Here is a 21642-nt window from a genome sequence, read left to right on the forward strand (position 1 = left end):
GAACCGCAGCCGAGAATGTACGCATGCCAAAACCCCGGCCGGTCCCGCTGGAAGAGTCCTCCGTCGTCGCGAACAACACGATGAACCGCGAACGCGGACTCACCGGCGTGAACAGCTACGCCCGAGAACTGGGCGTCGACCTCCTGTCCCACCTGGCGCACCGCCCCGCCCCCTCCTGGCTGGACCTCTGCAGCGGCGAGGGCCGCGCCCTGCGGGAGGCCGCCCCCGCCCTGCCCGCCGACACGGTCCTGACCGCCGTCGACCTGGTGGGCCCGCTCGTCCCGCGTCCGGCCCCGCCCGTCCTGGAGGAGGTCGTCGCCTCCGTCTCGGCCTGGAGCCCGAGCCGGACCTACGACCTGATCACCTGCGTCCACGGCCTGCACTACGTCGGCGACCAACTCGGCCTGCTCACCCGGGCCGCGTCCTGGCTGACCGAGGACGGCCTCCTCCTCGCCCACTTCGATCCGGACTCGATCCGACGCTCCGACGGCTCGCCAGCCGGACGGCCGGCCGTGACCGCCCTACGAGCAGCGGGATTCGCCTACGCCCCCCGGCGCCACCTGCTCACTCTCCGAGGCGGCCGAACCGTCGAACTCCCCTTCACCTACCTCGGCGCCGACCCCGACGCCGGCCCCAACTACACAGGCCAGCCCGCCGTCGCCTCGCACTACGCCTGAGAGCCGGGCACCCCGGTTCAGCGAGCGCACCCGCTCCCGCAGGGGGTCGGCGGCGGACACCTCGCCGGCATCCTCCGGCCCTCGGCGTCCCCACAGGGCGTCGGCGAGCTGCGAGGCCACGACGAAGTTGCAACGGCCCAGGTCGACCAGCGCGAACCGGTCGTCCTGCACGGCCGAGACCGGGTCGAGCCGCAAGGACGGCAGGCGGATTCCCACGTCCCGCAGCGCGGCTCGCAACCGCTCCAGAGCCTCGGGTGCACTGCGAGCGGGCCGCTGCTCCTCGGCCGCCGTCTCTGTCGTCTCCATGAGGCTTTTCCTCCACGCTGAGTGTCCGAGTTCTGCACACAGCGTGGCCGTCACACTCCTAACCTGGCCAGATACGGCGCTCCAACAACGCGTCTGTAGGACCAGGAGGCACCCATGCCAGGACCGAAGGACCTCGACCCGTCGTCGTCGCCGCGAGCCTTGCTGGGTGCCGAGTTACGCCATGTTCGCGAGCGGAAGGGACTGAGCCAGGAGCAGTTGGGCCAGCGACTGTTCGTGAGCGGGTCGTTCATCGGACAGTTGGAGGCGGGGACGCGGCGGTTGCAGCCGGAGTACGCGGCGATGCTGGACGAAGTCCTGGAGACGGGGGGCTTCTTCAAGCGGAACTGCAAGGCGGCGGCCAAGTCGAAGTACCTCGATGATTTCGCGGAGGCGGCTGAGGCCGAGGCTCAGTCCACGGCGATCAGGCAGTACGCGCCGCTCCTCATCCCCGGACTGCTCCAGACGCCCGCGTACGCCCGGGCCGTGAACCGCGCGTACGACCCGACGGCACCGGAAGAGGCCATCGAGGAGTGGACGGAGGGCCGGATGGCGCGGACCCGCCTACTCGACCATCCAACAAAGCCGTTGTTGTGGACAGTGCTTGACGAAGCCGCGTTGCGCCGGGAGGCAGGCGGCCAGGCGGTGATGGCGGAGGCCCTGCGCCATATCGCCAACCTGGTCCGCCGGAACCGGGTCATCGTGCAGGTGCTGCAGCTCAGCGCGGGAGCGCATGCAGCGATGGGTGGCGCCCTCAAGTTGATGGAGTTCGAGGACGCCCCTCCGCTGGTCTACTACGAGGGGGCGCGCACCGGGCGACTGGATGACGACCCAGCCACTGTCGCCCAAATGAGGTTCGTATTCGACCTCCTTGTGGCCTCCGCGCTCTCACAGGAGAGGTCCCTGGCCCTGATCGAGAGGTTGGCGCAGGATTACGCCCATGAGGAACATCCCTGAGTTCGACCTGAGCACGGTCGTATGGATCAAGTCCAGCTACAGCGCCGGGGGCGGCAACGACTGCCTGGAAGTCGCCCCCGGCCACCCCACCCTCGTCCCCGTCCGGGACTCCAAAGCCCCCCTCGGCCCGAAGCTCGTGTTCCGGGTCGAGGCATGGTCGGCGTTCGTCGAAAACCTCAAGGACAGCTGATCCGCACCCGCCCCGAAGCTCAAGCGTCCAGCGTCGAGCCCTCTTTGCAAGGAACGGGTGGAGGGTCTCAACCCACCCTCCCACCCGGCGAGTTGACGCGGAGCGACCGACTTGCCACGGAAGGTCACCACGCTCTAGCGTGCGGTTAACGAAACAGCCCCCGCCGGTGCGCCAACACCTACGGGGGCTTGACCTACAAGATCGAATGAGAGCTTCGATCCGTGGCTGAAGCCAAGCTTAGTGTTGCCTCCCTCCCCGCGCACGCGGACCCGCACCCGATGGCCAATCCGGGTTACGGAAAGCGCGCCGCCCCGGGACAACTCCCCCGCACCAACCACGACTTCACGCACCTCCCGCCCCGCGAGGCGGCCATCGCCGCATACATCGACCGGCTCCCGGACGGCGCGGACATCTCCGTGAAGACGCTGGCCAAGACGACGCCGTACGGACAGTGCGCCCTCCGCACAGCCCTCAACCGCATCCAGCAGGCCGGGCATCTGAGGCGGGGTCGGGAACGGATGGAGACCGCCTCGGGCGAGTCCCATTGGATCACCCGAACGTGGTTCACCCGTACCGCGCGCGACGACGGCTGGTGGGCGACGTTCACACGAGGCGACGTACCGGAAAACGCGCCGGACCCCGAACCAGCCCGGCCCGCCACCCGCTCCCGAGCCCACATCCTCCTCGCCGCCCTCGGCCGCACGACCCCCGTCCTGTCCCTCTCCGCCGCCGACTGCGCGCAGCTCGCCCCGCTGGTGGAGGAGTGGTTCGCGCACGGAGCCACGGAGGAGACGCTCCGCACCGCCCTGACCTCCGGGCTGCCCACCCCCGTCCACAGCCCCGCAGCCCTGCTCCACCGCCGCCTGACGGACAAAATCCCGCCGCCACCGCCGCCACCGGCCCCGTCTCCGCCCCAACGGCTCCTGGAGTGCGCGGAGTGCAGGGTGCCTGGGCGTCCCGAAGCGCTGTCGGGGGGCGTGTGCCGCGGCTGCCGAGGCGAACGTGCACCCGCGTATCCCCACACGCCCCTCCCGGCCGCCGACGTTCACGCCCGCGCGGCCGGGATCCGTGCGGCAATGGCCGTACCGACACGAGAAAGGACACCTGTATGACCGCTCCTACCGTCCGACATCACCACACCAAGGCACGATGGAGGGGAGGAGGCGACGCCATGACCCCCAGCACCGCCGAACGCCCGCAGATGCCCTTCGAGGACTTCGAGGACCTTGTTGCAGCGGCACCCGAGCACGTACGGCTCGAATACGTCGACGGGCGGGTTCACACCAAGGACCCGCTCAGCGTTGAGGACTTCGAAGAGCTGGAGCGCAGGGCGCCGGAGACGGTCTATCTGGAGTACATCAACGGAAAACTAGAGGTCAAAGCGATGCCGGACGGCAACCACCGTTCGATCTACTCGTGGCTGGTGCGTCAGTTCCTGCTCCATCGCCCCGATCTCGATCTCGCACCCGAATCAGGAGTCAAGGCCGAGGCTTACCGCAAGGGACGTGCCCGCACCGACGCCGTACTCGCCCCCGTCGATCACTTCGTCGGGCACGGCGAGTGGTCCGACACCGACGGCATGCTGATGGCCTTGGAGATCACTTCCCACGACTGGGACACCAACCGACGCGACCGCATCGACAAGCCCGTCGGCTATGCGGAAGCCAACATTCCCGTCTACCTCCTTGTCGATCGGGACAACTGCACGGTCGTCGTGTACAGCGATCCCAAGGACGGCCGCTACCAGCAGATCGACTCCTCCCCCTGGGGCGCCACCGTCGAGCTTCCACCGCCCGTGAGTGTCACCCTCGACACTGAGCCCCTCAAGAAGTACGCCCGCTGAAACGCCCGAGGGCGGTACCCCCAGCCGTAGCTGGGGGTACCGCCCTCGGTCCGTAGGACAGTCGATCAACCGGAACCGGTCGATCAGAAGTCCATGTCACCGCCCGGCATGCCGCCGCCGGCCGGCGCGGCGGCCTTCTCCGGCTTGTCGGCGATGACGGCCTCGGTGGTGAGGAACAGCGCGGCGATGGAGGCCGCGTTCTGCAGGGCAGAGCGCGTCACCTTCGCCGGGTCGATGATGCCCTCGGCGATCATGTCGACGTACTCACCGGTCGCGGCGTTCAGGCCGTGACCGACCTGGAGGTTGCGGACCTTCTCCACGACGACGCCACCCTCGAGACCACCGTTGACGGCGATCTGCTTGAGCGGGGCCTCGAGCGCGATGCGGACGGCGTTGGCGCCGGTCGCCTCGTCACCCTCGAGCTCCAGCTTCTCGAAGACGGCGGAGGCCTGGATGAGCGCCACGCCACCACCGGCGACGATGCCCTCCTCGACGGCGGCCTTCGCGTTGCGGACGGCGTCCTCGATGCGGTGCTTGCGCTCCTTGAGCTCCACCTCGGTGGCGGCGCCGGCCTTGATGACCGCGACACCGCCGGCGAGCTTCGCCAGGCGCTCCTGCAGCTTCTCGCGGTCGTAGTCCGAGTCGCTGTTCTCGATCTCGGCGCGGATCTGGTTGACCCGACCGGCGACCTGGTCCGAGGAGCCGGAGCCGTCGACGATGGTGGTCTCGTCCTTGGTGATGACGACCTTGCGGGCCTTGCCCAGGAGGTCCAGGGAGGTGTTCTCGAGCTTGAGACCGACCTCCTCGGAGATGACCTCGCCACCGGTGAGGATGGCGATGTCGTTCAGCATCGCCTTGCGGCGGTCGCCGAAGCCCGGGGCCTTGACCGCGACGGACTTGAAGGTGCCGCGGATCTTGTTGACGACCAGGGTCGACAGGGCCTCGCCCTCGACGTCCTCGGCGATGATCAGCAGCGGCTTGCCCGACTGCATGACCTTCTCCAGGAGCGGGAGCAGGTCCTTGACGTTCGCGATCTTGGAGTTCGCGATCAGGATGTACGGGTCGTCGAGGACGGCCTCCATACGCTCCATGTCGGTGGCGAAGTACGCCGAGATGTAGCCCTTGTCGAAGCGCATGCCCTCGGTGAGCTCAAGCTCCAGACCGAAGGTCTGGGACTCCTCGACGGTGATGACGCCTTCCTTGCCGACCTTGTCCATCGCCTCGGCGATGAGCTCGCCGATCTGGGTGTCGGCGGCGGAGATGGAGGCCGTGGAAGCGATCTGCTCCTTGGTCTCGACATCCTTCGCCTGCTCCAGCAGGGCGCCGGAGACGGCCTCGACGGCCTTCTCGATGCCACGCTTGAGGGCCATCGGGTTGGCGCCGGCGGCTACGTTGCGCAGGCCCTCCTTGACCAGGGCCTGGGCGAGAACGGTCGCCGTGGTCGTACCGTCACCGGCGACGTCGTCCGTCTTCTTGGCGACTTCCTTGACCAGCTCGGCGCCGATCTTCTCGTACGGGTCCTCGAGCTCGATCTCCTTGGCGATGGAGACACCATCGTTGGTGATCGTGGGGGCGCCCCACTTCTTCTCGAGGACGACGTTGCGGCCCTTGGGGCCGAGCGTCACCTTCACGGCGTCCGCGAGCTGGTTCATGCCGCGCTCGAGGCCGCGCCGTGCCTCCTCGTCGAACGCGATGATCTTGGCCATGTGAAGTGGTCCTCCCGGACTGGGGTGGATTGCTCCGGACCGCGCTGGCGCCCGCGACGGACGGCTCGCCGACCTCGTGGTTCCTTGCCCCACCTGGCCTGCGGGCCTCACCGACCCGGTCCTCGTTGTCACTCTCACCTTCAGAGTGCTAACGCCAATGATTAGCACTCGACCCATGAGAGTGCAAGCGCCTCCCCGAGACTGGGACCCCTCCGGACACGACCGAAGGGCTCGTACCCCCAGGAGGTACGAGCCCTTCGATGACGTACAGAAGAACGACGCTGTCAGTCGGCGCGTGCTTCAGCCGGTCGCGAGACGGACCATGTCCGCCTGCGGCCCCTTCTGGCCCTGCGAGATCTCGAAATCGACCCGCTGACCCTCTTCCAGGGTGCGGTAGCCGTCCATCTGAATCGCGCTGTAGTGGACGAAAACATCCGCACCACCGTCGACCGCGATGAAGCCGTACCCCTTCTCCGCGTTGAACCACTTGACGGTGCCCTGAGCCATGCCTAACTCCCCTATTACTGGCCCTTGCACAGATCCACACTTCGCGGATCCGGGTCAGACCTCACCCCCCATTGGTTGGGGGCGTGCGCCGGAACGCGTCGACCGCGGCCGAATGTATCTGTCCAACTGCTGTCTGCAACAGGTCACTTGGACGAGAATTCTGGACGCATCGGGATCCGGAATGTGGCGAGAATTCGCCAGAATTCAGGGCAAGTCGGGCCCTGCAAAAGCCGCAAAAGCCACGAATGAGACGCGCACTTTGGCTGCTTCTCATCGGGTACTGGGCAGAAATCAAGAGCTCCGGTTCCATTGATCGGGACCCGGTTCCCCAACTGTACCGCGCTCAACCACACTGAATTGCCCCCTCCGCTTCTATCGCGGAGAGGGCAATTCGATGAACTCTCGGTAATCGCTGTTACCGACGGTTACTACCGGCGGGTACTGAACAGCGGTCAGCCGACCGATCAGCCACCGGCGACGGCCGGGATGATCGAGACGCCGGCGCCGTCCGGGGTCGCCGTCTCCAGGCCCTGCTCGAAGCGGACGTCGTCATCGTTCACGTACACGTTGACGAACCGCCGCAGCTTGCCCTGGTCGTCCAGAACCCGCGCGGCGATCCCGGTGTGGTTCTTCTCCAGGTCCGCGATGACCTCACCGAGGGTCGAGCCCTCGGCCTTCACCTCGGCCGCGCCACCGGTGTAGGTGCGCAGGATGGTGGGGATGCGGACGTTGACGCTCATGACGGGTGACCTCCGGTCGGGTACGGGCTTTCAGGGGCGCGGGCGGCCCGCAGACGAGCAACAAGCTGCTTACGCGAGACCAGCTTCGCGGAACGACTCCAGGTTGGGACGGATGGTCGCCGTGAGGCCCGTCCCCGCCACCGCGTCCAGCGTCTTCAGACCATCACCCGTGTTCAGCACGACAGTGGTCAGCGTCGGGTCCAGCAGCCCGTTCTCGATCAGCTTCCGCGTCACCCCGACGGTCACCCCGCCGGCGGTCTCCGCGAAGATCCCCTCGGTCCGGGCGAGCAGCCCGATCGCGTCGACGATCTGCTCGTCGTCGACGTCCTCCACCGCCCCGCCCGTCCGCCGGGCGATGTCGAGGACGTACGGACCGTCCGCCGGGTTGCCGATCGCCAGCGACTTGGCGATGGTGTTCGGCTTCTGCGGCCGGACCACGTCGTGCCCCGCCTTGTAGGCGACGGACACCGGGCTGCACCCCTCCGCCTGCGCGCCGAAGATCTTGTACGGCCTGTCCTCGACGAGGCCGAGCTTGATCAGCTCCTGCAGACCCTTGTCGATCTTCGTGAGCTGCGAACCGGAGGCGATCGGCACGACCAGCTGGTCCGGCAGCCGCCACCCGAGCTGCTCGCAGATCTCGTACGCCAGCGTCTTGGAACCCTCGGCGTAGTACGGCCGCAGGTTGACGTTGACGAAGCCCCAGCCCTCGCCCGCCGGGTCGCCGATGAGCTCGGAGCAGAAGCGGTTGACGTCGTCGTAGTTGCCCTCGATGCCGACGAGCTCGCCGCCGTAGATCGCGGCCATGACGACCTTGCCCTGCTCCAGGTCGTGCGGGATGAACACGCAGGAGCGGAAGCCGGCGCGGGCGGCGGCCGCGCCGACGGCGCCGGCCAGGTTGCCCGTGGAGGAGCAGGACAGAGTCGTGAAGCCGAAGGCGCGGGCGGCCTCGATGGCCTGGGCGACGACGCGGTCCTTGAAGGAGTGCGTCGGGTTGCCGGAGTCGTCCTTGACGAACAGCTTGCCGGCGTCGACGCCCAGCTCACGGGCGAGGTTGTCGGCCTTGACGAGCTTGGTCCAGCCCGGGTTGATGTTCGGCTTGTCCGCCACGTCGGCCGGGACGGGCAGCAGCGGCGCGTAGCGCCAGATGTTCGCGGGTCCCGCCTCGATGCGCTTGCGGAGCTCCTCCGTGTCGTAGGAGGAGAAGTCGTACGCGATCTCGAGCGGGCCGAAACACTCCTCGCAGGCGAAGACCGGGCCGAGGGGCACGCGGTGACCGCACTCGCGGCAGCTCAGCGCGGTGGCGGGGCCGAGGTCTACGGTGGAGGCGCCGGAATCGATGGATCCGGTTTCAATAGTCTGCGCAGCCATGTGAGGCGAGGCCCTTTCTCCTCATCTTCCTCACGACGCATCTCGTCGTGAGACGGATTTGGCACCTTCCCAAGCCGGGAGCCTCGCGTGAACGAGACCGGCTGGAGGGTTGCCGGGGCTTCATCGGGCCGTATCCCTCTGCCCCTCTGGATGAGCGGTATGAAGTTGTGGAGGGCGGGCCACCGAGGACATGCGATGGTCACCCGCGTTGTCCAAGACTGTAACCGACAACCTGGACAGTTGAGATAGTCGTCCGAACCGCGAGACAACCGCGGGACAACCGTGAGGAGCCGCAGACTGTGCTGGAAGAAGTCGAGCGCTGGCTGAGCACCCGCTCCTGGTCCGTGGCCGATCGCCCGCTGCACCGGATCCTGGCCGCGAAGCGGACCACGAACCAGTCGGTGTCGGTGGTGCTGCCCGCGCTGAACGAGGAGGAGACGGTCGGGGACATCGTCGCCGTCATCCGCCACGATCTCATGCATCAGGTTCCGCTCGTCGACGAGATCGTCGTCGTCGACTCGGGATCGACCGACCGTACGGCCGAGGTCGCGGCGGCGGCGGGCGCGCGGGTCGTGCACCGCGACGCGATCCTGCCCCGCATCCCCGCCGTGCCCGGCAAGGGCGAGGTGCTGTGGCGCTCGCTGCTGGTCACCACCGGGGACATCGTCTGTTTCATCGACGCCGACCTCAGGGAGTTCTCCTCGGACTTCGTCTCGGGGATCGTCGGCCCGCTGCTCACCGACCCGGACGTGGATCTCGTCAAGGGCATGTACGACCGTCCGCTCCGCGGTGCGGCCGGTCAGGGCGGAAGGGTCACCGAGCTGATGGCCCGCCCGCTGCTCAACATGCACTGGCCGCAGCTGGCCGGGTTCGTGCAGCCGCTCGGCGGCGAGTACGCGGCCCGGCGCAGCCTGCTGGAGCAGCTGCCCTTCCCCGTCGGCTACGGCGTGGAGCTGGGCATGCTGGTCGACGCCCTGCACCTGGTGGGGCTCGACGCCCTCGCGCAGGTGGACGTCGGGGTGCGAAAGCACCGCCACCAGGACGGGCAGGCCCTGGGCCGGATGGCGGCGGCGATCTACCGCACCGCGCAGCTGCGGCTGGCCCGCGGGCACATGATCCGCCCGGCCCTCACCCAGTTCGAGCGGAGCGGGGACGGCTTCGAGCCGCGCACGTACTCCGTGGACACCGAGGAACGGCCGCCGATGGCGGAGATCGTCGAGTACGCGACCCGCAAGGTCGCGTGACCCTCGCGCGGCAGGCGGGGCGGACGGGACGGGCGGGGCGGACGGGACAGTCCGTATACGGTCCTCGCACTGTGCGCGACCATACGTTTGAGCGTTTCCCGACCGGGCTAGGTTGAGGCGTATGGCTTCCACGCACGATGCTGCTGCTCGGGGTGCTCAGGTGCTGGTCGCGTCCAACCGCGGTCCGGTCTCCTACGAGGTGCGCGAGGACGGCTCGCTGCACGCGAAACGCGGTGGCGGCGGGCTGGTCTCCGGTCTGTCGGCCATCGGCCCCGACGCGGGCGCCCTCTGGGTGTGCTCGGCGCTCTCCGACGGCGACCGGGAGGCGGTCTCGCGCGGGGTCGGCGAGGAGGGCGTGCGGATGCTGCCCATCCCGGCCGACGTGCACGCCGACGCGTACAACGGCATCGCGAACTCGGTGCTCTGGTTCATCCACCACCTGCTCTACCAGACCCCGCTGGAGCCGGTCTTCGACGCGGAGTTCCGCCGCCAGTGGGCGTCGTACGAGGCCTACAACCGGGCGTTCGCCGAGGCGCTGGCGGAGGAGGCGGCGGACGGGGCGGCGGTCCTCGTCCAGGACTACCACCTGTGTCTGGTCCCCGGGATGCTCCGCGAGCTGCGCCCCGACCTGCGCATCGGTCACTTCTCGCACACCCCGTGGGCGCCGGTCGACTACTTCGGGATGCTGCCCGGGGACATCCGCGAGCAGTTGCTGCGGGGCATGCTCGGCGCGGACCGCCTGGGATTCCTCACCCGGCGCTGGGCGAACGCGTTCACCGCGTGCTGTACGGAGTTCGCCGGAGAGCTGGGGAGGACGCGGATCGGCGTGCACGGTCTCGGCGCGGACGCCGGCTTCCTGCGGGAGCGTTCGCACCGGCCGGACGTGGACGAACGCATGGCGGCCCTGCGCGAGGAGATCGGCGAGGGGCGCAGGACGATCGTGCGGGTCGACCGCACCGAGCTGTCCAAGAACATCGTGCGCGGGCTCCTCGCCTACCGGCAGCTGCTCGACGACCACCCCGAGTGGCGCGAGCGGGTCGTCCATGTCGCCTTCGCCTACCCCTCCCGGCAGGACCTCGCCGTCTACCGCGACTACATGGCGGAGGTACGGCGTCTGACGAAGGAGATCAACTCCGGCTACGGCACCGCCGGCTGGACCCCAGTGCTGCTGAACCTCGAGGACGACTTCGCCCGCTCCCTCGCCGCGTACCGGCTGGCCGACGTGGCCCTGGTGAACCCCATCCGGGACGGCATGAACCTGGTCGCCAAGGAGGTCCCGGTCGTCTCCGACCAGGGCTGCGCGCTGGTCCTGTCCCGGGAGGCGGGCGCGTACTGGGAGCTGGGCGAGGACGCGATCGTCGTCAACCCGTACGACATCCTGGAAACCGCCCGCGCCCTGCACGAGGGCCTGTCCATGAAGCCGGAGGAGCGGGCGGAACGCACCGAACGCCTCTCGGCGGCGGCAACCGCACTCCCTCCGGCCCAATGGTTCCTCGACCAGCTCACCGCCCTACGAGAACTCCAGCCGAGCTGACCCGGCCGGCCTCTCGCCGGGCCCGGGTGGGTGTCAGGTGAGCCGAGATGCCAGGTTTCGCAGCAGGGCTACGACGCCGGGAGGGCCGTCGACCACGAGGTCTGCGCGGGCTGCCAGTTCGGTGACTTCCGGGGTGCCGCTGCAGACCAGCAGGCCGGGGATGCCGTCGGAGCGGAGTTTCTCGATGGCGGCGAAGGCCGGGAGGTCGCCGAGGTCGTCGCCGGCGTAGAGGACCGACTGCGCGCCGATCTCTCGGACGTGCTCCAGCAGGGCCACGCCCTTGTCCATGCCGGGCGGGCGCAGTTCCAGGACCATGCGGCCGGGCTCGACGATCAGGCCGTGCCGGGTGGCGAGGTCGGTGAGGGGGGCGCGCAGGGCGTCGAACGCGGCCTGGGGGTCGTCGGCGCGGCGGGTGTGGACGGCGACGGCCCGGCCGCCCTTCTCCTCGACCCAGACGCCCGGCCGGTCGCCGGCCGCCGCCAGGACCTGCGGGAGTTCGGCGCGGACGGCGGCCACGCCGGGGTGCGGGGCGGGGGCGTTCAGGGCGCCGGTGCGGGCGTCCCAGCGTTCGGCGCCGTAGTGGCCGAGGACGGAGAGGTGCGCCAGCCCGTCGACCCCGGCGAAACCACCGTGGTGTACGGCGACCTCGGCGGGCCGGCCCGTGATCACGGCGACGGCGGCGACCTTCGGCGCGAGGTCCGCGAGCGCGGGGACGGCGTCGGGGTGCGCCCGGGCGTCCTCCGGGTTCTCGACGATCGGGGCGAGGGTCCCGTCGAAGTCGAGGGCGACGAGGGTGCGGGAGGGACGGGCGAGGATCGCGGCGAGCGCCTCGCGACCGGCGGGGGTCGTGGGGGTCGTGGGGGTCGTGGGTGCTGTGGGTGCTGTGGGTGCGGTGGGTGCGGTGGGTGCGGGTTCGGGTTCCGTGGAGTGCGTCTCTTGGGTGCCCATACGCTGACGTTAGCGTTCCCCGCGCCTCGTCTCCCTCACCCTTCTCAGTCTGTTCACCGTCACCGGGTCGTGGGTCAGGGCTCGTGGGTCGTCGAGGAGGGCGTTGAGGAGTTGGTAGTAGCGGACCGGGGCCAGGTCGAGTTCCTCGCGTATCGCCCGCTCCTTCGCGCCGGGGCCGGGGAACCCGCGCCGCTCCAGGGCCAGGATGCTCCGTTCCCTGGCCCCCAGTTCTCCCTCTCGCCGTTCTTCCTCTCCCCGTTCTTCCTCTCGCTGCTCCATTCCCGCACGGTAGCGCCCGCCGCCGACACTCGGCCTGCCCGGTCCACCCGGCTCATTCGCCGGTGGCCGCGTCCAGCTTCGTCGCCGTCGTCTGGAGTTCGCCCAGCACCTCGGCCGGGCTGCCGTTCGGGGTGACGGCCTGGCCTATCCGCTTCTTGATCTCCGCGCTGACCTTCGCCCAGGAGGTCCGTCCGACGGGGTAGCTCTCCGACAGCGGGAGTTCCTCCAGGAACGGCTGGAGGTCGGCGTCCTCCTTGGCCGCGCCCATCACCTGGGACGCGGAGCCGGTGACCGGCAGCAGGTCGTACTCGCGGGAGAAGGCGAGCACGTTCTTCTCGCTGTAGACGAAGTCGAGGAAGTCGCCGATCTGCTCGGCGTGCCCGTTCTGCTTGAAGGCGGTCATCCAGTCGGCGACGCCCATGGAGGCCTTGCTGGGACCGGCGACCCCGGGCATCGGCACCATGCCGAACTTCACGCCCTTGCTCTCGGCCGCCTTCATCAGCGACGGATGTCCGTTGAGCATGCCCACGTCGCCGGCGGCGAACGCGGCGAACGCGGCGGCCCGGTTCAGCTTGCCCGGCGGGACGGGCCCGGTCAGGTCCTTGCCGACGAGCTGGTTCTTCAGCCAGTTGAACGTGTCGACGTTCTCGGCGGAGTCGAGGCTGTAGCTGCTGACGGTCTGCGTGTAGCCGCCCCCGCCGCTGAGCAGCCACTGCAGGGTCTCGGCCTGGGCTTCCTCGGGGCCCAGCGGGAGCGCGTACGGGTACTTCACGCCCTCCTCCTTGAGCGCCTTCGCGTCCTTGGCGAGCTCGGCCCAGGTGGTCGGCGGAGTGAGGCCGGCCTTGGCGAAGAGGGTCTTGTTGTAGAACAGCAGCCGCGTGGAGGACGCGAACGGCATGCCGTACTGGACCCCGCGCACCTTGCCCGCGCCTGCGAGCTGGGCCACGAAGTCGGCCTCGACGGGGATGGAGAGCACGTCGCCGGCCCGGTAGAGGAGGTCCTCGGCGGCGTAGTCGGAGTAGGCGCCGATCTGGGCCATGTCGGGCGCCTTGCCCGCGTCGACCATGGCCTTGACCTTGGCGTCGACGTCGTTCCAGGAGTACACGGTCACCTCGACGGTGACGCCGGGGTGGTCCTTCTCGTACGCCTTGACGAGCTGGTCCCAGTACTTCTTGGAGCTGTTGGCGCTGCTGTCGCCGTAGTCGGCGGCGACGAGTCTCAGGGTGACTTCGTCGGAGCCTCCGCTCAGTCCGCAGCCGGCGAGGGCCGCCGCCATGCCGAGGGCGGACGCCGCCGCGATGGTCCCTGACTTCCGTGCCCGGCGCTGCACCGAATCTCCATCTCCTCAACTAATTGTTCATACCATTGGATCCGCTATCCGGAGTAAGGTCTACACCACGTAAGTGGACTAGACCTCTTGCGGGTCCTCGGTCCACACTGTCCGGGTGAGACATGTCATCGCCCTGGACGTGGGCGGAACCGGGATGAAAGCCGCATTGGTCGGCGCGGACGGCACGCTGCTGTACCGGGCGCGCCGGGCCACCGGCCGTGAGCGCGGCCCCGACGCGGTCGTCGCCGGCATCCTCGACTTCGCCGCCTCCTTGCGCGACCACGGCGTCGAGCGGTTCGGCGAGCCCGCCGCCGCGGCCGGCGTCGCCGTGCCCGGCATCGTCGACGAGGCGAACGGCATCGCCACCTACGCGGCCAACCTGGGCTGGCGGGACGTCCCCCTGCGCGAGCTGCTCGCCACCGCGCTCGGCGTTCCGGTCGCCCTCGGCCACGACGTCCGCACCGGCGGCCTCGCCGAGGGCCGGATCGGCGCGGCCCGGGACGCGGACCGATTCCTGTTCGTGGCCCTGGGCACCGGCATCGCGGGCGCGATCGGCGTCGACGGCCGGGTGGAGGCGGGCGCGCACGGCTTCGCCGGCGAGATCGGCCACATCGTCGTACGGCCCGGCGGGACCCCGTGTCCGTGCGGGCAGCGCGGCTGTCTGGAGCGGTTCGCGTCGGCGGGGGCGGTGAGCGAGGCGTGGGCGGCGGCCTGCGCAGACCCGGACGCGGACGCCGCCGACTGCGCCAAGGCCGTCGCGTCCGGCGACCCGAACGCCGTCCGGGTGTGGCAGCGGGCCGTGGACGCCCTCGCCGACGGCCTGGTCACCGCACTCACCCTGCTGGACCCGCGCATGCTCGTCATCGGTGGCGGCCTCGCGGAGGCGGGGGAAACCTTGTTCACACCGCTGCGCGAAGCAGTCCGGCAACGGGTGACCTTCCAGAAACTCCCGGAGATCGTCCCGGCGGCCCTGGGCGACAGCGCCGGCTGCCTGGGCGCGGGCCTCCTGGCCTGGGATCTCCTCAACACGAATGACGGTATGGAGGTAACACCCTGATGGCCACCCCCCTAGGGACGCGGGACAGCGCCGATATGCGGCTCCGCCGCGGGGCGCAAAAAACCACGACGCGCCCGCAGGTACTGACCGGCGCGAGCGTGGTCCTACCCACAGGCACAGTCCCCAACGGCCGCATCACCATAGACGGCACGAAAATCACGACCGAAGTCCCCCATGCCGACGTCATCGACGTGACCGGCCACTGGCTGGTACCCGGCTTCATCGACCTGCACAACCACGGCGGCGGCGGCGCCTCGTTCCACGGCAAGGCCGAGGACGTCCAGAAGGCTGTCCACGCCCACCGTCTGCACGGCACGACCACCCTCGTCGCCTCGACCGTCACCGACGACATGGACTTCCTGGTCCGGCAGGCCGGTCTGCTGAGCGAGCTGGCCGAGCAGGGCGACCTGGCCGGCATCCACTTCGAGGGCCCCTTCATCTCGCCGTGCCGCAAGGGCGCGCACTCCGAGGCGCTGCTGCGCGACCCGGACCCGGCCCAGGTGCGCAGGCTGATCGACGCGGCGCGCGGCCAGGCGAGGATGGTCACCCTCGCCACGGAGCTGCCGGGCGGCCTGGACTCCGTACGCCTCCTCCGCGAGCACGGCGTGATCGCCGCCGTCGGCCACACGGACGCGACGTACGAGCAGACGCTTCAGGCCATCGAGGCCGGAGCCACCGTCGCCACCCACCTCTTCAACGCGATGCCGCCCCTCGGCCACCGCTCCCCCGGCCCCATCGCCGCGCTCCTTCAGGACGAGCGGGTGACGGTCGAGCTCATCAACGACGGCGCCCATCTGCACCCCGCCGCCCTGGAGCTGGCGTTCCGTCACGCGGGCCCGGGACGCGTGGCGTTCATCACGGACGCGATGGACGCGGCCGGCATCGGCGACGGCCACTATCTGCTCGGTCCGCTGGAGGTCGAGGTCAGCGAGGGCGTGGCCCGGCTGGTGGAAGGCGGCTCGATCGCCGGCTCCACCCTCACCCTGGACCGCGCCTTCCAGCGGGCGGTGACGATCGACCGGCTCCCGGTCGAGGACGTGGTCGCGGCCCTGTCCGCCACCCCGGCCCGGCTGCTGGGCATGGACGACCGCATCGGCTCCCTGGAACCCGGCAAGGACGCCGACCTGGTCCTCCTCGACGAGAACTTCGAGCTCAAGGGCGTGATGCGCAAGGGCGATTGGGTGGTGGATCCCCAACTGGCATGAAACGTCCGCCCGTACAGGGACGGTGGCCGACCCGAGGTCTGGGCCGGTCGCCGTCCTTTTGGCATGATCGGGCCACCCAGAGTACGAGGGAGGTCGGCCCAGGTGATCCTCACCGTCACCCTGAACACCGCTCTCGACGTCACCTACCGCGTCCCGGCCCTCAGGCCGCACACCTCGCACCGGGTGACCGAGGTGCGGGAGCGGCCCGGCGGCAAGGGGCTGAACGTCGCCCGGGTGCTCGCCGCGCTCGGTCACGAGGTGACGGTCACCGGTTTCGTCGGCGGCGCCACCGGCCGCGTCGTGCAGGACCAACTCACCGGTACGGAAAGAGTGTCGGACGCACTGCTGCCGGTCACCGGGGCCACCCGCCGCACGATCGCCGTCGTCGACGCCCGCACCGGCGACACCACCCGGCTCAACGAACCCGGCCCGGTCATCACACCGGCCGAGTGGTCCGCCTTCCAGGAGGCCTACGAGGGGCTGCTCGCCGGCGCCGGCGCGGTGGCTCTGTGCGGCAGCCTGCCTCCGGGGGTGCCGGTGGGCGCGTACGCGGTCCTGGTCCGCACGGCGCGGGCCGCGGGCGTCCCCGTGTTGCTGGACACGAGCGGGGAGGCGCTGCGGCGCGGGGTCGCCGCCCGTCCGGACATCATCAAGCCGAACGCGGACGAACTGGCCGAACTCACCGGCTCCCACGAGCCGTTGCGGGCGACGCAGGACGCCCGCAGGCGTGGAGCCCGGTCGGTGGTGGCCTCTCTCGGCGCGAACGGGCTGACAGCGGCGACCCCGGAGGGCCGCTGGCGCGCGACCCCGTCGGCCCGCATATCCGGCAACCCGACGGGCGCCGGCGACTCGGCGTCCGCGGGCCTGCTGTCGGGCCTGGTCGAGCAGTTGCCCTGGCCGGCCCGCCTGGCCCGCGCGGTCGCCCTGTCAGCGGCGACCGTACTGTCCCCGACGGCCGGCGAGTTCGACCGGCCGGCCTACGAGCAACTGCTGAACCGGATCACAGTGACCGCAGAGGCCACCGCGGCCTGAACCGACCGCCCTATTTCCAGCCCGCTTCAAGCCAGAGCTGGTCGAGATTGGCGTCGCAGGCGTTGCCCTGCTCACAGGAGATCTTGATGGTGTTGGTGCCCTTGTTGAGGGTGATGTTCCCCCAGGTGTTCGTCCAGCCCTTCTCGTAATCGCCCTCTGGAGCGTGGGCGAAGTTCTTCATGCTGAGAGGGCGGTCCTGGGGCGTGCCATTGATCGTGAGCGTGGCGTTCCCGTCCTTGCCGGGCACCCCGTAGGTGACGTACAGGGTGTACTTGCCGTCTTCGGGGATCCCGCTGACGTTCCAGGTGACGGCCGCACCGACATGGTTGAAGTTGCCGACGTAGGTGCCGCCGGCCGCCTTCGCACCCTTGACGTTGGAGGCCAGCGCGGTGCCGCCCTCCAGACTCAGCGCCTTCGCGTCGATGGTCGGCAGGTGCGCCTTGCTCTCGTCCCCGGAGGCCGACGCGCTCGGTGACGGGCTCTGTGGGGCGGAGGACGAGGACGACGTCTGGCCGCCCGCCTTGTTGTCGTCTTTCTTGTCGGAATCGCCGTTGGTCATGACCACCACGATGCCGATGACGACCGCGGCGACCACCGCGACCGCGCCGATCAGCAGGCCCTTGGTGTTGGGGCCCCGGCTGCGCCCGCCGCCACCGCCCTGCGCGGGCTGCCGGCCGGTGGAGGGCCCGCCGCCGCCGAAGTTCTCAGGCGCGGCGTAGTGCGCGTTCGGCTGGCCGTAGCCGCCCTGCTGCTGGGGGACCGTCGGCGGCTGGCCGTACTGGCCGTACTGCGCGGTCTGCTGCTGGGGCTGCTGCGGCTGTCCGTACTGGCGCTCGCCGACCGCACGCACTCTGTTGACCGAGTTGGGGTAGCCGTAGCCACCGCCGGAGGGCGGCTGGGCGCCGTTGGCCTGGCCGTCGGCGTAGAGGTAGCCGAACGGGTCGTCGTCCTCGGGCGTACTCGCGCCGTTGTTGCCGGGCGTCATCGGCGTCGTACTCCTCAACAGGTGCGGGGCTGATGCGGGGTGTTCAGAAGAGCGAGCCTACCCGCTCCAGCTGCCCCAAACGGGTGACTCGGATCGCATCAGGCCGCTGACCTGGGGATCATCCCGCACGTCTGTGCTGTTTGGGACGAGATCGTTTCTCGACGTACATGCGTTCGTCGGCGGACTTCAGCACTTCGTCCGCGGTCATCCCGCAATGTGCCCAGCCGATGCCGAAGCTGGCGCCCACCCGTACGGCCCGGCCCTCGGCGCGGATCGGCTGGATGATCTCGTTGCGCAGGCGTACGGCGAGGTCGGCGGCGTCGGCGCGGCCGAGGCCGTCGGCGAGGATCACGAACTCGTCGCCGCCGAGCCGGGCCACCGTGTCGCCGTCCCGGACGGCGCGCGAGAGGCGTCGGGCGACCTCGATGAGCACCGCGTCACCCGCGTTGTGCCCGAACCGGTCGTTGATCGACTTGAAGCCGTCGAGGTCGCAGAACAGGACCGCGAGCCCCTTGGCGCCGTCGTCGTGGTGGCCGTCCTCGGGGGCGGCGGTGTGCACATGGTGGTCGTAGCCGTCGAAGGACTCGGCGCCGGCGGGCCGGTAGTCGAAGCCGTGGCCGTTGGCGTCGAAGGCGGCGTGGCCGTAGGCCGTGTCCATGGCGTCGACGGCGGCGGGGTGGGTCGACTGGGGGCGCTGACAGAGCCGGGCGGACAGGCGCGAACGCAGTTCGGCGGAGTTCGGCAGACCGGTGAGGGAGTCGTGCGAGGCGCGGTGGGCGAGCTGGAGCTCGCGGCGCTTGCGGTCCTCTATGTCCTCGACGTGGGTGAGGAGGAAGCGGGGCCCGTCGGCGGCGTCGGCGACGACGGAGTTGCGGAGGCTGACCCAGACGTAGGTGCCGTCGCGGCGGCCCAGCCGCAGTTCGGCGCGGCCGCCTTCCGCGGAGGTGCGCAGCAGGGTGCCTATGTCCTCGGGGTGGACGAGGTCGGAGAAGGAGTAGCGGCGCATCGCGGAGGCGGGGCGGCCCAGCAGGCGGCACAGGGCGTCGTTGGTGCGGAGTATCCGCCCGTGCTGTTCGCCGCCCATCTCGGCTATCGCCATGCCGGAGGGGGCGTACTCGAAGGCCTGGCGGAAGGATTCCTCACTGGCGCGCAGGGCCTGCTGCTCGCGTTCGAGCCGGACCAGTGCCCGCTGCATATTCGCACGTAGACGCGCGTTGGTTATCGCGATGGCGGCCTGGAAGGCGTACATCTGGAGCGCCTCGCGCCCCCATGCGCCGGGCCGGCGGCCGTTGCGCGGCCGGTCCACGGACAGGACGCCCACCAGCTCGCCGCAGGTGCCGCTGCCGGGGGTGGGGGGCGTGAACATGGGGGCGAAGAGACGGTCGGAGGGGTGCCACTCGTCCTCGAAGCGGGGCGCGGGCCCGTCGGTGTACCACTGCGGGACGTCGTCCTCGTCGAGGATCCAGCCCTCGGTGTGGGGGATGAACACCAGGTCGCCCCAGGTCTCGCCCATGCTCAGGCGCCGCTCCCAGGACTCGCGCGAGCCGACCCGGCCCGTGATGAGGGCCTCGGCTGCCGGGTTGCCCGCGAAGGCGGCGACCACGAGGTCGCCGTCGGGGCGTACGAGATTGACGCACGCCAGCTCGTACCCGAGTGCCGTGACCACGCCGTCGGCGACTGTCTGCAGTGTGTCGGCCAGGCTGCGGGCCGTGTTCATGTCGGCCATGACCTGGTGCAGCTGTCGCAGGGACGCAAGACGGACGTACGGCTCCGACTCGGTCTCCATGTGTTTCGCCCTCCCCCCGAGACTTCGCAGCGAATCAAGGGTTGTCTTCGGCGTAACGTTGCTTCTGGTGCAGTGTTGTCGGTGTGTGTCTCCTTGTGACGCTTCCGCCACTGAATCACAGCGCGCTGCCCACTCGGTACACAGGGTCAACAATTAATGCGTCTTGTGACTCAAGTCACAGGCGAACGTGAACAATTGAGTGGGGTTTCCGCTTTTTCCTGTGTGTTTCCTGAACACGGACAGCGACAAAGCAGCGACGCATGCAGCAACGCATGCAGCAGCGCATTCGGGTACAACGGCTGCGGGAATCGGTCCACGGTCCTACGACCCTACTCGGGCGGAGGTCCGATGCGCGGCGCATCGGCCGGACACTAGCGTTCCGAACGTGCCCCCAGAGACGCTCAAGACCGCAGTGAAGACCCTGAAGACCCTCCCGCAGGTTCCCTCCGGGCATGCTGAAGGGGTGAGCAACGACGCGTTCCGTGCCGCCATGTCCCGGCTCGCCGACGGCGTGGTCCTCGTGACCGCCCGGGAGCCGTCCCTGGACCCGGACGACCCCGGGGCACCGGACGGCGAGGACGTCGGCATGACGGCGACGGCCTTCCTCTCGGTCTCCCTGGACCCGCCGCTGGTCCTCGTCAGCCTGCGCACGGGCTCCCGCATGGACGACCTGCTCGACGAACAGCCCGTGTGGGCGGTGTCGGTGCTCTCCGAGAGCCAGCGGCACATCGCCGGCCGCTTCGCGATGAAGGGCCGCATCAGCGACCGGCTGCTCTTCGAGGACATCCCCTACACCCGGGGCGAGACCAGCGGCGCGCCCCTCGTCGGCGGCGCCCTGGCGACCCTGGAGTGCCGCACCGAGCAGCGGGTCGTGGCCGGCGATCACACCCTGGTCATCGGCCGCGTCCTGACCGCCGCGGTACCGAGCGCGGACGGCGGCCCCCTGGTCTACTTCCGGGGCCGCTACCGCCAGTTGGGGTGACCGTCGCTAGGACGCGCCCTGCTCTCCGCTGGACTGGAGCAGCGTCACCTCCATCCGGGACAGGCTCCCGGGGTCGGCCGTGACGTCGATCAGGGCGATCCGGCCGCCGCGTACGAAGGTGAAGGCCAGCGCCCGCTCAACACGGCCGTCGACCAGCACCGCCAGTCCGGTCGCGCCGTCCACCAGGGCGGGCCGGGCCACGTCGGCGAGGCGGGCGAAGCTCGACGCGCCGCGGGCGACGGCCGCCGCGCCCGTGGTCACCCCGGCGCCGGAGCGGGCCACGACGTCCGGGTCGAGAACGGCGAGCAGTCCGTCGAAGTCCCCCTCCCGGGCGGCGGCCAGGAAGGCGTCCACGACCTTGCGCTGCCGGACGCGGTCGATGTCCGGCTCCTCGGCGCCCCGCACCCGGCGCCGGGCCCGGCTGGCGAGCTGCCGCGCGGCCTCCGGGGTCCGGTCGACGATGCCCGCGACCTCCTCGTACTCCACCCCGAACAGGTCGTGGAGCACGAACGCCAGCCGCTCGGCGGGGGTGAGGGTGTCCAGGACGACGAGCAGGGCGACTCCGACGGAGTCGGCGAGCAGCGCGTCCTGCGCCGGGTCGGACACGGCCGACGAAGCGGTCACGGCAGCCGGGGCGACCGGGCCGGGCACGGCGGACGGGTCGGACCGGTCGGACGTCCAGTTCTCCAGCGGCTCCTCGCCGCGGGAGCGGCGCGAGCGCAGCATGTCCAGGCAGACCCGGCCGACGACGGTCGTCAGCCACCCCGCGAGATTGTCGATCTCCCTGCTCTCGCTCCGGCTGAGCCGCACCCACGCCTCCTGCACGGCGTCGTCGGCCTCGGCGGCCGAGCCGAGCATGCGGTGGGCGACGGCCCTCAGACGGCCTCGCTGCGCCTCGAAGGAGTCGGCGAGGAAGTCGTCGTCACCAGTGGCCATGGTTCGTCACATCCTTGTTCGCGGTCGGCTGTC

The 21642-nt window shown here is 70.0% G+C and carries 21 protein-coding genes and 1 riboswitch; of the genes, 11 read left to right on the top strand and 10 right to left on the bottom strand.

Features of this window, described 5'->3' with window-relative positions:
- Window positions 1-23 precede the first annotated feature (23 nt).
- The 5 genes from ACIBTS_RS27235 (at window position 24) to ACIBTS_RS27255 (ending at window position 3970) form a co-directional block, all read left to right on the top strand.
- Window positions 24-677, top strand: a complete 654-nt coding sequence (locus ACIBTS_RS27235; RefSeq protein ID WP_399322820.1) for a class I SAM-dependent methyltransferase — start codon at window positions 24-26, stop codon at window positions 675-677.
- A 420-nt stretch (window positions 678-1097) separates the two neighbouring features.
- Window positions 1098-1937, top strand: a complete 840-nt coding sequence (locus ACIBTS_RS27240; protein ID WP_399322821.1) for a Scr1 family TA system antitoxin-like transcriptional regulator — start codon at window positions 1098-1100, stop codon at window positions 1935-1937.
- Entirely contained in the window at window positions 1921-2127 is a 207-nt protein-coding gene (locus ACIBTS_RS27245) for a DUF397 domain-containing protein (RefSeq protein ID WP_399322823.1), read from the top strand. The genes ACIBTS_RS27240 and ACIBTS_RS27245 overlap by 17 nt, the downstream gene beginning before the upstream one ends.
- Before the next feature lie 278 nt (window positions 2128-2405).
- Window positions 2406-3239 (top strand): hypothetical protein, encoded by an 834-nt coding sequence (locus ACIBTS_RS27250; protein WP_399322890.1) that lies wholly within the window; start codon window positions 2406-2408, stop codon window positions 3237-3239.
- Between the two features lie 59 nt (window positions 3240-3298).
- Window positions 3299-3970 (top strand): Uma2 family endonuclease, encoded by a 672-nt coding sequence (locus ACIBTS_RS27255; protein ID WP_399322825.1) that lies wholly within the window; start codon window positions 3299-3301, stop codon window positions 3968-3970.
- Window positions 3971-4053: 83 nt separating this feature from the next.
- On the opposite strand, the gene groL is transcribed toward ACIBTS_RS27255, so the two are convergent.
- The 4 genes from groL to thrC form a co-directional block, all read right to left on the bottom strand.
- Complete coding sequence (gene groL, locus ACIBTS_RS27260; RefSeq protein ID WP_079661499.1) at window positions 4054-5676, bottom strand: chaperonin GroEL; 1623 nt, start codon at window positions 5674-5676, stop codon at window positions 4054-4056.
- Between the two features lie 300 nt (window positions 5677-5976).
- Window positions 5977-6183: a cold-shock protein gene (locus ACIBTS_RS27265; protein ID WP_007493268.1), complete on the bottom strand. Its 207-nt coding sequence runs from the start codon at window positions 6181-6183 to the stop codon at window positions 5977-5979.
- A 464-nt stretch (window positions 6184-6647) separates the two neighbouring features.
- On the bottom strand, window positions 6648-6923 hold the full coding sequence (locus ACIBTS_RS27270) for a MoaD/ThiS family protein (protein WP_079661498.1): 276 nt from the start codon (window positions 6921-6923) through the stop codon (window positions 6648-6650).
- A 69-nt stretch (window positions 6924-6992) separates the two neighbouring features.
- Complete coding sequence (thrC, locus tag ACIBTS_RS27275; protein WP_399322827.1) at window positions 6993-8291, bottom strand: threonine synthase; 1299 nt, start codon at window positions 8289-8291, stop codon at window positions 6993-6995.
- Window positions 8292-8309: 18 nt separating this feature from the next.
- Window positions 8310-8448: riboswitch (SAM riboswitch) on the bottom strand.
- A gap of 142 nt (window positions 8449-8590) precedes the next feature.
- On the opposite strand from thrC, the gene ACIBTS_RS27280 reads away from it, so the two are divergent.
- Both ACIBTS_RS27280 and ACIBTS_RS27285 read left to right on the top strand, forming a co-directional pair.
- On the top strand, window positions 8591-9535 hold the full coding sequence (locus tag ACIBTS_RS27280; RefSeq protein WP_079661496.1) for a glucosyl-3-phosphoglycerate synthase: 945 nt from the start codon (window positions 8591-8593) through the stop codon (window positions 9533-9535).
- Between the two features lie 121 nt (window positions 9536-9656).
- On the top strand, window positions 9657-11069 hold the full coding sequence (locus ACIBTS_RS27285; RefSeq protein WP_399322828.1) for a trehalose-6-phosphate synthase: 1413 nt from the start codon (window positions 9657-9659) through the stop codon (window positions 11067-11069).
- A 33-nt stretch (window positions 11070-11102) separates the two neighbouring features.
- Here ACIBTS_RS27285 and otsB read toward each other — a convergent pair whose 3' ends face one another.
- The 3 genes from otsB to ACIBTS_RS27300 are packed head-to-tail and all read right to left on the bottom strand — an operon-like array spanning window position 11103 to window position 13572.
- Window positions 11103-12017 (bottom strand): trehalose-phosphatase, encoded by a 915-nt coding sequence (otsB, locus tag ACIBTS_RS27290; RefSeq protein ID WP_399322830.1) that lies wholly within the window; start codon window positions 12015-12017, stop codon window positions 11103-11105.
- A 9-nt stretch (window positions 12018-12026) separates the two neighbouring features.
- Window positions 12027-12296 carry a DUF3263 domain-containing protein gene (locus ACIBTS_RS27295; protein ID WP_399322831.1) on the bottom strand — a complete coding sequence of 90 codons (270 nt, stop codon included), beginning with the start codon at window positions 12294-12296 and terminating at the stop codon, window positions 12027-12029.
- A 52-nt stretch (window positions 12297-12348) separates the two neighbouring features.
- On the bottom strand, window positions 12349-13572 hold the full coding sequence (locus tag ACIBTS_RS27300) for an ABC transporter substrate-binding protein (protein ID WP_399322892.1): 1224 nt from the start codon (window positions 13570-13572) through the stop codon (window positions 12349-12351).
- Window positions 13573-13741: 169 nt separating this feature from the next.
- Here ACIBTS_RS27300 and ACIBTS_RS27305 point away from each other — a divergent pair, with 169 nt between their 5' ends.
- From ACIBTS_RS27305 to ACIBTS_RS27315, 3 genes are all read left to right on the top strand, one after another.
- On the top strand, window positions 13742-14683 hold the full coding sequence (locus ACIBTS_RS27305) for an ROK family protein (RefSeq protein ID WP_399322833.1): 942 nt from the start codon (window positions 13742-13744) through the stop codon (window positions 14681-14683).
- Window positions 14684-14718: 35 nt separating this feature from the next.
- Window positions 14719-15888, top strand: coding sequence for an N-acetylglucosamine-6-phosphate deacetylase (gene nagA / locus ACIBTS_RS27310; protein ID WP_399322893.1), 1170 nt, complete (start codon window positions 14719-14721; stop codon window positions 15886-15888).
- Between the two features lie 102 nt (window positions 15889-15990).
- Window positions 15991-16920 carry a 1-phosphofructokinase family hexose kinase gene (locus ACIBTS_RS27315; protein ID WP_399322834.1) on the top strand — a complete coding sequence of 310 codons (930 nt, stop codon included), beginning with the start codon at window positions 15991-15993 and terminating at the stop codon, window positions 16918-16920.
- 10 nt (window positions 16921-16930) lie between these two features.
- On the opposite strand, the gene ACIBTS_RS27320 is transcribed toward ACIBTS_RS27315, so the two are convergent.
- Both ACIBTS_RS27320 and cdgB read right to left on the bottom strand, forming a co-directional pair.
- Entirely contained in the window at window positions 16931-17905 is a 975-nt protein-coding gene (locus ACIBTS_RS27320) for a CBM35 domain-containing protein (protein ID WP_399322836.1), read from the bottom strand.
- A gap of 118 nt (window positions 17906-18023) precedes the next feature.
- The gene (gene cdgB / locus ACIBTS_RS27325) at window positions 18024-19691 is read right to left on the bottom strand and encodes a diguanylate cyclase CdgB (RefSeq protein ID WP_319674160.1); all 1668 of its coding nucleotides are present in this window, start codon (window positions 19689-19691) and stop codon (window positions 18024-18026) included.
- A gap of 412 nt (window positions 19692-20103) precedes the next feature.
- On the opposite strand from cdgB, the gene ACIBTS_RS27330 reads away from it, so the two are divergent.
- Complete coding sequence (locus ACIBTS_RS27330) at window positions 20104-20673, top strand: flavin reductase family protein (RefSeq protein WP_319674170.1); 570 nt, start codon at window positions 20104-20106, stop codon at window positions 20671-20673.
- Between the two features lie 6 nt (window positions 20674-20679).
- Here ACIBTS_RS27330 and ACIBTS_RS27335 read toward each other — a convergent pair whose 3' ends face one another.
- Window positions 20680-21609 (bottom strand): sigma-70 family RNA polymerase sigma factor, encoded by a 930-nt coding sequence (locus tag ACIBTS_RS27335; protein WP_399322838.1) that lies wholly within the window; start codon window positions 21607-21609, stop codon window positions 20680-20682.
- Window positions 21610-21642 lie beyond the last annotated feature (33 nt).

It is taken from the genome of Streptomyces sp. NPDC050121, assembly GCF_044460385.1.
Classification (GTDB): domain Bacteria; phylum Actinomycetota; class Actinomycetes; order Streptomycetales; family Streptomycetaceae; genus Streptomyces; species Streptomyces soliscabiei.